Origin of the sequence: Hydrogenophaga sp. (genome assembly GCF_018780385.1) — a bacterium.
Taxonomy (GTDB): domain Bacteria; phylum Pseudomonadota; class Gammaproteobacteria; order Burkholderiales; family Burkholderiaceae_C; genus Hydrogenophaga.
This window is the reverse complement of record NZ_JADMJO010000122.1, coordinates 1-13,550: the sequence shown is the minus strand read 5'-3', so window position 1 is coordinate 13,550 and position 13,550 is coordinate 1. Positions and strand designations below refer to the sequence as shown.

Here is a 13,550-nt window from a genome sequence, read left to right as displayed (position 1 = left end):
CGTGATGGGCCCCACGCTGGACAAGGTGTACGCCGACGCCTACGAGCCCTACTCGCGCAACGCTATCACCTTCGATCAGGCGCTGGAGCGCGGCCAGGGCCCCATGCGCGCCTTCATGCTCAAGCAGACGCGCCAATCCGACTTTGAACTCTTCGCCAAGCTGGCCAAGCTGCCGAACGAGGTGACCGCCGAGAACGCACCGTTTCGCGTGCTGGTGCCGGCCTTCGTCACCAGCGAGCTCAAGACCGCGTTCCAGATCGGTTTCATGATCTTCATTCCCTTCCTGGTGATCGACATGGTGGTGGCCAGCGTGCTGATGTCGCTGGGCATGATGATGCTGTCGCCGGTGCTGGTGGCGCTGCCGTTCAAGCTGATGTTGTTTGTTCTCGCCGACGGCTGGAACCTGCTCATCGGTTCCCTCGCCGCATCGTTTGCACAGTAGGTAAGAACATGGATCCTCAAGCCGCTCTCACGATGGCGCAGAACGCGCTCTTCATGCTGCTCATGGTGGCCGCACCGGTGCTGGCCACGGTGCTGGCGGTGGGTCTGGTGGTGAGCCTGTTCCAGGCCATCACGCAGATCCACGAGGCCACGCTGGCCTTCGTGCCCAAGCTGATCGCGGCCATCGCGGTGTTCGCCATCGCCGGGCCCTGGATGATGACGACGATGGTCGAGTTCATCCGCAGCACGATCCTCTCCATCCCAAACTACGCCATCTGACCGCGCACGGCACATGCCCACGTTCACCGAAGCGCAGGTCATGGCGCTGGTCTCCCCGGTGTTCTGGCCCTTTCTGCGCATCCTCGCCGTCTTCTCCAGCGCACCCATCTTCTCGTCGCGCTCGGTGCCGCTGCGCACGCGCGTGGCGCTGGCCTTCCTGGTCGCGGTGTGCGCCCAGGCCGGCTTGTCCGACCAGCCCATGATTGCGCTCAACGACCCGCAGGCGTTCTCGGTGGTGATGCAGCAGGTGGTGGTGGGCATCGCCATTGGTCTGGCGGTGCGCATCGTGTTCGCCTCGGTCGAGCTGGCTGGTGAAATCATCGGCCTGCAGATGGGCCTGAACTTCGCGGGCTTCTTCGACCCCTCGACCAACGCGCAATCGAGCACGGTGGGCCGTTTCTTCGGCAACACCACCATGCTGCTGTTCGTGGTGATGGGCGGCCACCTCATGCTGCTGCAGGCGGTGATCGCCAGCTTCAACACTTTCCCCGTGGGCGGCGGCGCGCTGGATTCGATCAACCGCATGCAGCTGCACGAGCTCGGCGCCGTGGTGTTCCGCTATGGGCTGTGGATCGCGCTGCCCATGATCGCCATGCTGCTGTTCGTCAACATCGTGCTGGGCTTCGTCTCGCGCATCGCGCCGCAAATGAACGCGTTCGCCATCGGTTTTCCGCTCACGCTGTCGGCTGGCCTGGTGGGCATTGCGTTCACGCTGCCCATGCTGGACACGCCGGTGCTCGCGCTGATGAAGCTGGCCACCGAGATCTTCACCGGCGGATAGCGCGGAAGGCTGGGTCCGGCGGCGGGACTTGATCGCGCCACCAATGCCGCCGATCATGCCGGCATGACCGAGGTCTTCATCTCCTACTCCCGCAAGGACATCGAACCGGTGCGGCGCATGCACGCGGCGCTGGCCGCGCGCGAGCGCCAGACCTGGGTGGACTGGGAGGGCATCCCGCCCACGGCGGAGTGGATGCAGGAGATCCGCGCCGCCATCGATGCCGCGCAGGCCTTTGCCTTCGTGCTCTCGCCCGACTCGTTGGCGTCGCGCGTGTGCCGCGAGGAACTCGATCACGCCGTGGCGCAGGGCAAACGCCTCATTCCGGTGGTGTGCCGCGACGTGGTGGCCGCCGACGTGCCCGAGGCGCTGGCACGCCTGAACTGGGTGTACTGCCGCGATCAGGACGACTTCGAGACGGCCATGACCCTGCTGGTGCAGGCGGTGGACACCGATCTGGCGCACGTGCAGACCCACACCCAGCTGCTGCTGCGCGCGGTGGACTGGGAGAGCCGCGGCCAGGACACCAGCCTGACCCTGCGCGGCGCGGCGCTGAGCGCGGCCGAACGCTGGCTGGCCGAGGGCGCGGCGCAGACCCCGCACCCCACGGCGCTGCAGACCCGCTACATCCTGCAAAGCCGCCGCACCGCCGACCGGCGCCGCCTCAGCCTGCTCGGCGCAGCGGGTGCGGCCCTGGTGGTGGTGGCCGTGCTGGGTGTGGCCACCTTCATCGAGCGCCGCAACGCCGCGCAGCAGCAGTCGCTGGCCATCGCCGGGCGTCTGGCAGCCGACGCCGATCTGGTGCGCGAACAATCGGCGCAGGGCGTGCCGGGTGCCTCGCTGGAGCGCAGCCTGCTGCTGGCGGCGGAGTCGGCGCGCCAGCTCGACGCGCAGGGCGCATCGGCCCTGCAGACCGATCGGGCCTTGCGGCGCGCGTTGGCTTTGCAGCCACCCCAGGGGCCCGTGCGCCAGGGCTTCATGGAGCAGCAAGGCGAGCGCGCCCTGTCGATGCGGGGCGATGGCAGCGTGCAGCTGGCGAGCGGCAGCCTGAAGCTGGAGCATTGGAATGCGGCCGGCGAACTCGCGCATCCCACGGTCGAGCTCGCGGTGCCACGCATCGGCGCCCTCGCCTTCACCCCCGGCGGGCGCTTCGTGGTGACGCGTCCCAGCGACGGCGAACGCGGTCGGATCGACGTGCGGGACGCGCTGACCCTGGCCCCCCACGCCACCGTGCTGCACCCGGCGGGCGATGCCAGCGTGGTCGCGGTGGATGCACAGGCACGTGTGCTGGTCGCCGCCTACAGCCGGTACGACGCGAAGACCAACCAGAGCACCCCCGACCGCACCCAGGTGGTCGACCTGGCGGACCCCGGTCAACCCGTGGTGGCGCAGTTGCCGCACGCCGACGACCTGGCCATCAGCCCCGACGGTCGATGGCTGGCCATGCTGGTCGCGGGTCAGGTGCACCTGTGGGCGCTGGAACGCCAGCCGACGCTGAGCCTGCGGCCCGTGCCGCTGGAGCCCGCGCAGCGTGAGGTGTGGCAGATCCAGTTCAGCGCCGACGGCAGCCACCTCGTGGCCAACCTCTCGGTGGGCGGGCTGGAGATGTGGCCGGTGGGCGAGACCCGCAGCGTGCTGGTGGGCGAACCGCCGTTCTCGGCCATGGCCGTGGGCCCGCAGGCACGCCTGGCCGTGGGGCGCGCGGCCGACAACCGACTGCAGGTGCGGGACCTCGCGCGCGACCGCGAACTGGCCCAGGTGGAATACCGCGATCACGATGTGCTGACCTTCAGCCCCGACGGCCAGACCCTGGCCATCACGGGCTCCAACGCCGACGGCCCGGTGGTGCGGCTGTGGCGACTCGACCAGGGCGGCAGCGACCTGCTGGACGCTGGCGCGGTGCCGCAGCGCAAGACCCTGGCCTTCTCGGCCGACGAGTCGCAGCTGCAGGCGGTGAGCGGCGCTGCCCTGCGCACCTGGCCGCTGTCCCGCTCCGCTCCAACCGCCGGACCGGCCAGCCGCCCGCTGCCGGGACCGGACGGTCTCGCGGCCCACAGCGCCGACGGTCGCGTGCTCGCCGTGCTGAGCGGCCAGCGCGTGCACCTGGTGGACGCGGCCACCGGTGCCACCTTGCGCGACGTCGGCTTCGAAGGCCAGCCCTCGGCGCTGGCCCTCGGCCCCGATGGACAGGCCCTCGCCGTGGCCCTGCAGGGTGGCGGGCTGTGGTGGTGGGGCGATGCGCAGCAGGCCGCACCCGTGCGCCTGAGCACGCCCGGCGAAGTGCCTCGGGGTTTCCTGGCGGTGGGCGCGCGCGGCGCATCGCTGCTGGCGGGTGTGCCCGGTCCCATCAGCCGTGCGGGCCAGACCTGGCGGGTGCTGCGCTGGCACCCCCCTGCTGCCGCACCCGTGGCCGACTTCGCGCTCGACAAGGACCGCTCGGGCCTCTTCATCAGCCCCTGCGGCTTCAGCCCCGACGCGCAGCGCGTGGCCAGCCAGCACCGCAGCGGCGGCATCGCCGTGCGCGACACCAGCAGCGGCCAGGTGTTGCTGCAGGTCGATCACACCGGTGGCGCACCGGCCTGCGCGTTCAGCCACGACAACCGGCAGCTCGCGGTGGGCACCGGCGGCACGGTGCGGGTGTGGACTCTGGAAACCGGCGCCGAAACCGGCCGCCTCGAAGGGCTCGATGCCTTGAGTGGCCTGGTGTTCAGCCCCGGCAACCGCTACCTCGCCACCACCGAGGCCGAGGGGCGCACCCGCGTGTGGCTGCTGCGCATGACGGATCTGGTGGCGCGAGCCTGCGAGCGGGTCACGGTGAACCTGGGGCCGGCCGCCTGGAGCGGGTACCTGGGCGAGCGGCCCTACCGGCCGACCTGCCCGGGTGCGACGGAGCCGGCCCAGGCAGGCCGTTGAGCACCGGCCCGTGGGGAGCCATGGTGCCGAATCGCCACCCGGCGCGCGGGGTTCCCGTCCAGAGGCATCAAGGGTCCGGCTCCGCCGGCCCAAGATGCCGTCCCCCTCCCGCCGCAGGCGAGAGAGGGGGAAGCCGCGAAGCGGCGCAGGGGGTGGCTCACCCTAGTCCGCGTACTGGCCCGCCGCCTTGATCACCTGGGACCAGCGCTCCTTTTCCGCCTCCAGAAACGCCCGGTGCCCGGCCGGCTCCAGCCGCTCGCCGGTGGTCACCGCCAACCCCAGGGCCTCCTGCTTCTTGATGAGATCGGGGTCCTTGAGCGCGAGCTTCAACGCCGCGTTGAGCCTGGCGAGCACGGCCGGTGGTGTGCCCTTCGGGGCGTAGAGCCCGTGCCAGACCTGCACGTTGAAGTCGGACAGACCGGCCTCCGCCAGCGTCGGTGTGTCCTTGAGCACCGGGAGTTGCAGGCGCTGCAGGCTGGTCACGCCAAACACCTTCACCTTCTTGCCCTCGATCTGCGGCACGGCATTGGTCGCCTGTTCACACATGAGGTCCACCTGCCCCCCGATCAGATCGGTCATGGCAGGCGCGGTGCCTTTGTAGGGCACCGGGGTCATGCTGGCCTTGAGCGCACTTTGCAGCATCAGGCCACACAGATGCGACGCCGAGCCCACACCCGCGTTGGCCAGGTTCACCTTGTCGCCGCTGGAGGCGATCCACTGCCGCAACTCGGCGAAGTTGTTGGCGGCAAGGCCCGGCTTGCCGATCAGCACCGAGGGCGCTTCATTGACCACGCCCAGGGTCTCGAAGTCCTCGGGCACCTTGTAGCTGAGCTTGCGGTACAGCGCGGGCGCCGTGGCCATGCCGATGTGGTGGACCAGCAGCGTGTAGCCGTCGGGTGCGGCCCTGGCGACCTTGGCCGAACCGATCGTGCCGCCCGCACCGCCCGCGTTCTCCACCACCACGGTTTGCCCCAGGGGTTTGCGCAAGGCTTCGGCCACGTCCCGGGCGATCTTGTCGCTGGGGCCACCCGCCACAAAGGGCACCACGAGCGTGATGGGGCGTTCGGGAAACTCCGCGAACGCCGCGTGGGATGTGCCGACCAGGACCAGGCCTGTCACCGAATGCCAAAAAATGTTCATGCTTGTCTCCTCTGGGTGGGTGGTGAGTTCAGGCGGACAGCGCCGTCATCTCGCGGAAAAGATCGGCCTTGCCTTCGAAACCGATGCCGGGCAACTCGGGCAGCGTCACGAAGCTGTTCTCCACCTTGACGCCGTCGGGGAAACCACCGAAAGGCTGGAACAGGTCGGGGTAGGACTCGTTGCCACCCAGACCCAGACCCGCTGCGATGTTCAGCGACATCTGGTGACCGCCGTGCGGAATGCAGCGGCTGGCCGACCAGCCGTGTTCCTTCAGCATGTCCAGCGTCTTGAGGTACTCGACCAGGCCGTAGCTGAGCGCGCAGTCGAACTGCAGCCAGTCGCGGTCCGGGCGCATGCCGCCGTAGCGGATGAGGTTGCGCGCGTCCTGCATCGAGAACAGGTTCTCGCCCGTCGCCATCGGGTTCTTGTAGTAGTTGCGCAGCGTGGCCTGTAGCTCGTAGTCGAGCGGGTCACCCGCTTCTTCGTACCAGAACAGGTCGTACTGCGACAGCGCCTTGGCGTAGGCGATCGAGGTGTCCAGGTCGAAGCGGCCGTTCGCATCGACGCAGAGTTTCTGGCCGTCCTGCAGCACCTCCATGATGGCGTCGATGCGGCGCAGGTCTTCGTCCAGCGAGGCACCACCGATCTTCTTCTTCACCACCGTGTAGCCCCGGTCGATGTAGCTGCGCATCTCGTCCTTGAGCTTGTTGTGGTCTTGCCCCGGGTAGTAGTAGCCGCCAGCGGCGTACACAAAGATCTTGCGGTTGGGTTTGCCGTCACCATAACGATCGGACAGCAGCTGGAACAGGGGCTTGCCCTCGATCTTCGCGACGGCATCCCACACGGCCATGTCGATGGTGCCCATGGCCACCGATCGCTCGCCGTGTCCACCGGGCTTCTCGTTGGTGAACATGGTGTTCCAGATCTTGTGCGGGTCGAGGTTGTTGCCGCTGTCGTCGAGCAGGGACGTCGGGTCGGCTTCCATCACGCGCGGAACGAAACGCTCCTGCATCAGCTTGCCCTGGCCATAGCGGCCGTTCGAGTTGAAGCCGTAGCCCACCACCGGCTTGCCGTCGCGGATCACGTCGGTGATCACGGCGACCAGGCTCAGCGTCATCTTGCTAAAGTCGATGTAGGCATTGCGGATGGGCGAGCTGATGGGGATGGTCTTCTCGCGGATTTCAACGATCTTCAAGGGTGGCTCCTGGTGGTGTGCTTTGAGAGTCCGTATGGTCGGCGCCGTCGGCTGACCTGGCCAATGTTCTTTTTCGCTGCTTCCATGCACTGGACGAACCGCTCATGAATTTCACCTGGCTCGAGGACTTCCTGGCATTGGCGGCCACCGGCAATTTCTCGCGCGCCGCCGAAGACCGGCACAGCTCCCAACCCGCCTTCAGCCGCCGCATTCGCGCCCTGGAGGAGTGGGTCGGCGCCGACCTGTTCGACCGCAGTTCGCAGCCTGCCCGGTTGACCGAGGTGGGCGAATGGTTTGCCGGCGTGGCGAACGAACTGATCACCCGGGTGGAGCGCGTTCCGGGCGACGCCCGACGGGTCGCCGAGGCCAGTTCGGTCACGCTGCGCATCGCGTCCACGCACGTCCTCTCCTTCACCTTCCTGCCGCGCTGGCTGCGCGGCCTCGAATCGCAGACCACGCTGGGGCCGGTGCAACTGATGTCCGACGTGCTGCAGCGTTGCGAGGCGCTGATGCTGCAGGGCAAGGTGCAGTTCGTCTTGAGCCATGCCCACCACAAGGCGCAGGGTGCGCTGGATGCGGAGCCCTACCGCTCCGCCCGCATCGGTGAGGACGTGCTGATCGCGGTCTCGGCGCCGGACGCGCAGGGCCGGCCCCGGCATGCGCTGAACGACCCCATGGGCACGGTCGTGTCGGTGCTGACGTACACGGAGGAGTCGGGGCTGGGGCGGATCATGCGGGCCGTGCTGGACCGCCGGCTGGAAGCGTTTCCCGTGCAGGTCGTGTTCACGGCCCACCTGGCCTCGGTGCTGCGGACCATGGTGCTCGACGGGCGCGGCCTGGCCTGGTTGCCGCAGACCCTGGTGCAGGAAGACCTTGACCAGGGGCGGCTCGTGGCGGCCGCCAGCAGCGACTGGAACGTGCCCCTGGAGATCCGCCTGTACCGCGACCGCGAGCTGCTCGGCCGTGCCGCGGACGCCTTCTGGAAATCCGCCGCCGGGGTGTGACGCTCAGGCCAACAACCGCGGCACCGCCGCCACCAGCATGGCCACGCCCGACAGGGCCAGCAACGACAGCACCAGTTTGCGGAAGGCCGCCTCGCTCAAACCCACATACAGCCGCGCGCCCAGCAGCACCGGCACCAGCAGCGCCACCGCCACCACCGGCAGCAGCGGCCACATCTCTCGCGTGACCGCGCCGGTGGCCACGTAGCCCAGCATGGTGAACGACAGGGCCGCGAGGTTGAAGTTCTGCACGATGGCGCGCTGCCGGTCTTTTTCCATGCCGCGCAGCGTGCACCACAGCGTGGGCACCACGCCGGTGAAGCCACCGATGCCGCCCATGAAGCCACCCGCCGCACCGGCCACGCCATCGGCCAGGCGCCCGCCACGCGAGATGCGCGGCAGGCGCGACGACGCCAGCATGGCCGGGCACCAGACCACCAGCACGCTGCCCAGGATCAGCTTGAAGAGATCCGCGTTGAGGTGCGGCAGCACCTCAACGCCGATGGGAACGCCCACCGCGCCCCCGGCCAGAAAGGGCCACAGCGCCGGCCAGCGAAAGCCGCGCCGGGTGGTGAACACGGCCACCAGCTGCCCAGTGAGCGAGCCGAACACCGCCAGCACCGCCGCCACGCGCGGGTCGATGCCCCAGACCCAGAACGACATGGCCACCATGCTGAAGGCAAAGCCCGAGAGGCCCTGCACGAAGCCGGCCACGGCCGCGCCCACCACCAGCAACCAGAGCTCGGGTGTCATGCCGCACTCACTCCCATGTCAGGCGTGAAAGCTTCCATTCGCCCGAGATGCGGCGCCATTCCAGCCGCACCTCGTAGGGTGCAGCCCGCTCCGGGATCAGCCCCTGCGCGCCCGTGACCACCACCTGCGCCTGCGTGAGGCCGGACTGCGGCGCGGTGGGGTCGATGCTGCTCTTGCGTGAGAGGGCGATCACCTTGACGCTGGCATAACGCAGGAACATGAGCGTCATGGTCTTGCGCGCCCACTCGCGGTCGAACTCGGTCTGGGCCTGGAAGCCGGCCTCGAGCTGGTCGATCACCGCGCCGGTTTCCTTGGCTTCCAGGTTGTCCTGCAGTTGCTGCACGGCGGCTTCGAGCTGGGCCTGCGGATCGTCCTTGCCGCAGGCGGACAGGGAGAGGGCCAATGCCACATGAAACGGGGTCAGGAAAATTCGGCGGTCCATCTGCGATCCTTCAGGAAAAGGCGTTGAACAAAGGGTGAGCAAAGCGTTGAGCGCCGAGCGCTGCCCGCATTCTTACCGCTGCCGGCACTGGCCAGGCGGGACCGTTCGGCCTATGCTCGCAGACCCGGCGGCTGAACCGGTCGTCCACTTCGGGCATCCGCTGTGGTGGCGCTGGGCGAAAGGACTGAACATGCTGACCAACGCATCCGTCACGACCATGCTGCCTGTCATCGACATGGCACGCGCCCGCGCTTTCTACGAGGGCTCTCTGGGCCTGCAACCCGGTGGCTTCAAGCCCGACGGCAAGTTTGTCTATGAGATGGGGGGCAGCACACTGGCGCTGTTTCCGAAGCCCGAGGGGACCAAGGCCGACCACACGGCGATCAGCTTCAAGGTCGCCGACATCGCCACCAGCATCGCGGAACTCAAGCGCGCGGGCGTCGCCTTCGAAGACTACGACTTCCCCGGATTGAAGACGATCGATCACGTGTGCGTCCTGGGTTCGGAGAAGGCCGCCTGGTTCAAGGACCCGGAGGGCAATTACCTCTGCCTTCACGAAGACCTCTGACAGGCCACGACACCCGGAAGCCCGGCGGGTGGTGCGGCCTCACCGCTCCGCGATGTAGTGCGACATGGTCGCGCTCTCGCCCTCGGCGAGGAACGCCCGGATCTCGGTCTCCAGCGCGCGGTCGGCCACGGTGGCGCGGGCGCGCTGGTGCAGGTAGTCGGCCCACGAGGCCACGATGAAGCGCTCCACGTACCGCGAGGGCTCGCCCAGGTCGCGGTAGACGCGCCAGAAGCTCGCGCCGTCGCGTCGGCGCGGGTCCTTCATGTGGCTGATGGTGTCGAGAAAGGCCTGGTCAACGCCCGGCCGGATGCGGTAACCCACCTCCACCGCCACCGGGCCGGCCGACGGGCTGGGTTCGTCCACCACGAAGAGCTCGTCCCACGGCGTGCCCTGCGTCACCTCGTGCAGCGCGCCCATGCGCAGCGGAAACGGACGCACCAGCAGCAGGCCGGCGGCCATGACCACGCCGGCGGCCACCAGCGCGGCCGTGAGCCCGGCAATGTCGGACACCGCACCCCAGAAGGCCGAGCCGATGGCAAAGGCACCGAGCGCGGAGACGATGTGCAGCGCCACGGCGCGCGAGCGCACCCAGGGTGGCGCGCTGGCCTGGGTGGCTGTGTTGAAGGTCGACATGGTGGCCATCCACGCCGCGCCGCCAAAGGCCATGGCGACGTAGACCACCCAAGGCACACGCACCCACGCAGCGAGCAACATGACCGCAGCAAACACCGCGCAGCTGACTGAGACGATTGCGTCCAGCGCAAAGCGCGCGCGCAGGCGGCCGATGACCAGGCCCGAGGCCACCGCTCCCGTGCCCAGGCACCCCATGAGCAGACCAAAGCCTTCGGCACCGGTGCCCAACTGGCGCTGCGCGATCACCGGCAGCAGTGCCCACAGCGCCGAACCGGCCGCACTGAACGCCATCACGCGCACCAGTTGCGCCAGGATGATGCGGGAGTGCCAGGCAAAGCGCAGGCCACTGAGCGTGCCGCCCCACAGCCGCTCGGGCGGCAGGCTGGACGGCGGGTGCGCGCGCGGCGGCCAGCGCCGGATCGACTCCCACATCACCAGCGTGGTGAACACGGTGACCACAAACACCCAGCCCGCGCCCAGGCGCGCGAACAGCAGGCCGGCCAGCGTGGGGCCGATGGCGCGCGCCGCGTTGTAGGCGATGCCGATGGCGGTGATGGCCTGTGGCCACTCCCCGCGCGGCACCGGGTCGACCACCGAGGAGTTCCACGCCGGCGTGAGCACCGCCGTGCAGCAACCGCACACGAACACCAGGAACAGCACCGACCCCGGCCCGCCCCAGCCGGCCAGCACCAAAGCGGCCAGCAGCGTGCAGGCGGCCACCTGCGCGATCAACGCGCCCGAGATCAGGCGGCGGCGGTCGGTGGTGTCGGCGAGCACGCCGGCGGGCAGGGCCAGCAGAAACATGGGCAGGAACACCGCCGTCTGCACCAGTGCGGCCAGAAACGACGAACCGGTGAGCTCGACCATGAGCCAGGCCGCCGCCATGGTCTGCATGCCCGCGCCGATGAAGAAAACCGCGCCGCAAATCCACAGGCCACGAAAAGCCGGTTGGCGAAGGGGACTCCAGATCGAGGTGGTGGCGGGCATGGGGCATTATTCCGCAGTGGGCCGGGCGCGCGGCCATTGCATGCCAACAATCGGGAAATACCATTATGAATCAAGTTGTAAATTGACTTGAGCAGCAAGCCACGAATACCATTCAGACACAAAAAAAAACGGCCATGCGGCCGCCTTTTTCAATTAATCGAGCGCTTCAGCGATTGGCACGCCGGCGACGGAATGCCCCCACGCCGAGCAATGCAACACCCAACAAGGCGAGCGTGCCGGGTTCTGGAATTCGTGCAAATGCTCCGACGTCCTGCGCAATCGGGAGGACAGCGTCCAAGCCGTCCGGGCCGATGCCGGGTTGAGGCGGAAGTTGCGCGATGTCGTCGAAGGTTTCATCCTTGGGATCACCCGCACCAGGGCTGCCAGGAGCGGCGCTGGTGGGTGGGGTGCTGGATTGGTCACCGTTATCAAGGATCTGCTCGGGGATCAACAAAGAGGGCACGTCGTCAACCGGCGCACCCGCTTCCAAACCCGGAGCACCGGCGCTTGCTGGACCAGCGCCCCGGCCACCCGTGATCCAACCGCCCGCGCGCGTTGCGATATTGGGGGCCAGACCCGCCACAGCGAGGCCATTGGGAGAGGACAGGCCCCCGCCTCCGACGGTCGAGCCGGATCCCACGCGCAGGGAGGGCTGGTTGCTGGACGTTCTTTCGTCAACCGCTCCGGCCAACACAGCCAAGACGCCATCACCCTTTTCGACGGATGCGGAAGGGAGCTCAACCGGCTGCAGATCGCCGTTTCCAATTTGAAGGACTTTTCCCACCACTGGTGCGCCAACAACGCCTTGACTTTTTACCGTGACATGTTCCACATGAGCCAATTTGACGCTGACTTCCTCAATCAACTTTAATGCATGCGCTTTGATGGAGGGGACCGACAGCGCTGCGACCGACAACGTGACAACCGACAACGTTGCGGCGGAAGCAATTTTCAAATAGGTGTTCATGTGATGCGCCCTCAAAGTCCATTTGAAACCGCTCTGGAAATCAGATTGGCTCAACTTGGGCTATACAGCGCACATTGCGTGCCAGCGGCGTAATTCGTCTATGTAACAACCAGTTGTGAAATGTGGCCGTCCAAAGTCGCAATAAAAGCCTGGCAAGTGTCAAATTTTTCGACACTTGCCAGACATGACGGCCCAAGAGGGTTCAAACGATGCCGTTGCGGATCGCGTAGACGGTGAGTTCGGCGTTGTTGGCCAGGTGCAGCTTCTCCAGCACGCGGGCGCGGTACACGCTCACGGTCTTGGGGCTGAGCATGAGTTCCTCGGCGATGTCCGAGAGCTTCTTGCCCGAGGCGATCTTCTGCAGGGTCTGCAGTTCACGCTCGGACAGGCTGGCGTGCAGCTCTTCGCTTTCGGGCGCGTGCAGGTTGTCCACCAGCATCTGCGCCACCTCGGCGGTCACGTACTTGCGACCCTGCATCACGGTGCGGATGGCGGCCACCAGTTCGGCCGGCTCACCGGCCTTGTTGAGGTAACCGCGCGCGCCCGCCCGCAGGCAGCGGATGGCGTACTGGTCCTCCGGGTACATGGAGACCACCAGCGTCTTCACGGTGGAGCCCTCTTCCTTCAAGGCAGCCAGCACCTCCAGCCCACCGCGTCCGGGCATGTTCAGGTCGAGCACGAGCACGTCGCACTCGGTCTTGCGCATGGCTTCGCGCAGTTCGGGGTAGCTGCCGGCTTCGCCCACCACCTGGATGTCGGTGGCCTCCGAGATGGTGTCGCGGATGCCGCGTCTCACCACCGCGTGGTCGTCACACAAAATCACCTTGATCATGGGCTTCCTCTGCGGCTTTCACCGCGCTGTCCGGTTTGTTGGGTGATGTCAGGGGCACGGACAGAATGACCGATGTGCCCCGGGGAGAAGTGCTCACGTCGAGCCAACCGTCCACCTTGGCGGCGCGCTCGCGCAGGCCCAGCAGCCCGAATGATTTTGTCTTGCGCAGGGCGTCCGGGCTCATGCCCTGCCCGTTGTCGGTGACTTCCAGCGTCAGCACACCCTCACCATCGCTCAGGTCGATCTCGACCGCGGTGGCCTTGGTGTGCTTGGCGATGTTGGTGAGGGCTTCCTGCGCTGTGCGGTAGGCCACGAGTTGCACGTCCAGCGGCACATCGATCTGGTCGGATGATCGGCGGATGGTGACCCGCAGGCCGCTGCGGCGCTCGAAGCCGCCGGCCAGCCACTGCACCGCGGCCACCAGCCCCTGGTCGAGGATGGGCGGGCGCAGGTTCATCATGATGCGCTGGCTCGCGCCCAGCGCGTGCTGCAGCATTTCCATGGCCGTGCCCACATGCTTGAGCACATCGGCGTCGGTTTCGCGCCGGCCCACCCAGGCCAGGTCGAGCTTGACGGCCGCCAGCGCGCCGCCGATGTCGTCGTGGATCTCGCGCGCGATGT

The 13,550-nt window shown here is 67.6% G+C and carries 14 protein-coding genes; 6 read left to right on the top strand and 8 right to left on the bottom strand.

Going from position 1 to position 13,550, the window contains the following annotated elements; genetic code table 11:
- The 4 genes from IV113_RS23870 to IV113_RS23855 all read left to right on the top strand — a co-directional run.
- A partial coding sequence (locus IV113_RS23870; protein ID WP_291090581.1) for a flagellar type III secretion system pore protein FliP occupies positions 1-442 on the top strand: 442 nt, incomplete at its 5' end.
- An 8-nt stretch (positions 443-450) separates the two neighbouring features.
- On the top strand, positions 451-720 hold the full coding sequence (fliQ, locus tag IV113_RS23865) for a flagellar biosynthesis protein FliQ (protein ID WP_056268638.1): 270 nt from the start codon (positions 451-453) through the stop codon (positions 718-720).
- Positions 721-733: 13 nt separating this feature from the next.
- Positions 734-1,501: a flagellar biosynthetic protein FliR gene (gene fliR, locus IV113_RS23860; RefSeq protein WP_291090579.1), complete on the top strand. Its 768-nt coding sequence runs from the start codon at positions 734-736 to the stop codon at positions 1,499-1,501.
- Between the two features lie 63 nt (positions 1,502-1,564).
- Positions 1,565-4,411, top strand: a complete 2,847-nt coding sequence (locus IV113_RS23855; RefSeq protein WP_291090577.1) for a TIR domain-containing protein — start codon at positions 1,565-1,567, stop codon at positions 4,409-4,411.
- Positions 4,412-4,573: 162 nt separating this feature from the next.
- Here the strand turns inward: IV113_RS23855 and IV113_RS23850 are convergent, their stop codons facing one another.
- Complete coding sequence (locus IV113_RS23850; RefSeq protein WP_291090576.1) at positions 4,574-5,551, bottom strand: tripartite tricarboxylate transporter substrate-binding protein; 978 nt, start codon at positions 5,549-5,551, stop codon at positions 4,574-4,576.
- Between the two features lie 28 nt (positions 5,552-5,579).
- The gene (locus IV113_RS23845) at positions 5,580-6,746 is read right to left on the bottom strand and encodes a mandelate racemase/muconate lactonizing enzyme family protein (RefSeq protein ID WP_291090573.1); all 1,167 of its coding nucleotides are present in this window, start codon (positions 6,744-6,746) and stop codon (positions 5,580-5,582) included.
- 104 nt (positions 6,747-6,850) lie between these two features.
- Between IV113_RS23845 and IV113_RS23840 the strand changes: the two genes are divergently transcribed.
- Entirely contained in the window at positions 6,851-7,750 is a 900-nt protein-coding gene (locus IV113_RS23840) for a LysR substrate-binding domain-containing protein (protein WP_291090570.1), read from the top strand.
- A gap of 3 nt (positions 7,751-7,753) precedes the next feature.
- Here the strand turns inward: IV113_RS23840 and IV113_RS23835 are convergent, their stop codons facing one another.
- Positions 7,754-8,500: a sulfite exporter TauE/SafE family protein gene (locus tag IV113_RS23835; protein WP_291090567.1), complete on the bottom strand. Its 747-nt coding sequence runs from the start codon at positions 8,498-8,500 to the stop codon at positions 7,754-7,756.
- A gap of 7 nt (positions 8,501-8,507) precedes the next feature.
- Positions 8,508-8,942, bottom strand: coding sequence for a hypothetical protein (locus IV113_RS23830; protein ID WP_291090564.1), 435 nt, complete (start codon positions 8,940-8,942; stop codon positions 8,508-8,510).
- 190 nt (positions 8,943-9,132) lie between these two features.
- On the opposite strand from IV113_RS23830, the gene IV113_RS23825 reads away from it, so the two are divergent.
- On the top strand, positions 9,133-9,510 hold the full coding sequence (locus IV113_RS23825) for a VOC family protein (RefSeq protein ID WP_291090582.1): 378 nt from the start codon (positions 9,133-9,135) through the stop codon (positions 9,508-9,510).
- Between the two features lie 39 nt (positions 9,511-9,549).
- Here IV113_RS23825 and IV113_RS23820 read toward each other — a convergent pair whose 3' ends face one another.
- The 4 genes from IV113_RS23820 to IV113_RS23805 form a co-directional block, all read right to left on the bottom strand.
- Entirely contained in the window at positions 9,550-11,130 is a 1,581-nt protein-coding gene (locus tag IV113_RS23820) for an MFS transporter (RefSeq protein ID WP_291090561.1), read from the bottom strand.
- A 166-nt stretch (positions 11,131-11,296) separates the two neighbouring features.
- Positions 11,297-12,097, bottom strand: a complete 801-nt coding sequence (locus IV113_RS23815) for a PEP-CTERM sorting domain-containing protein (protein ID WP_291090558.1) — start codon at positions 12,095-12,097, stop codon at positions 11,297-11,299.
- A 202-nt stretch (positions 12,098-12,299) separates the two neighbouring features.
- Complete coding sequence (locus IV113_RS23810; protein ID WP_291090555.1) at positions 12,300-12,929, bottom strand: response regulator transcription factor; 630 nt, start codon at positions 12,927-12,929, stop codon at positions 12,300-12,302.
- Positions 12,907-13,550, bottom strand: a 644-nt coding sequence (locus IV113_RS23805) for an ATP-binding protein (protein WP_291090552.1), incomplete at its 5' end; no start/stop codon positions are given. The genes IV113_RS23810 and IV113_RS23805, both read right to left, overlap by 23 nt.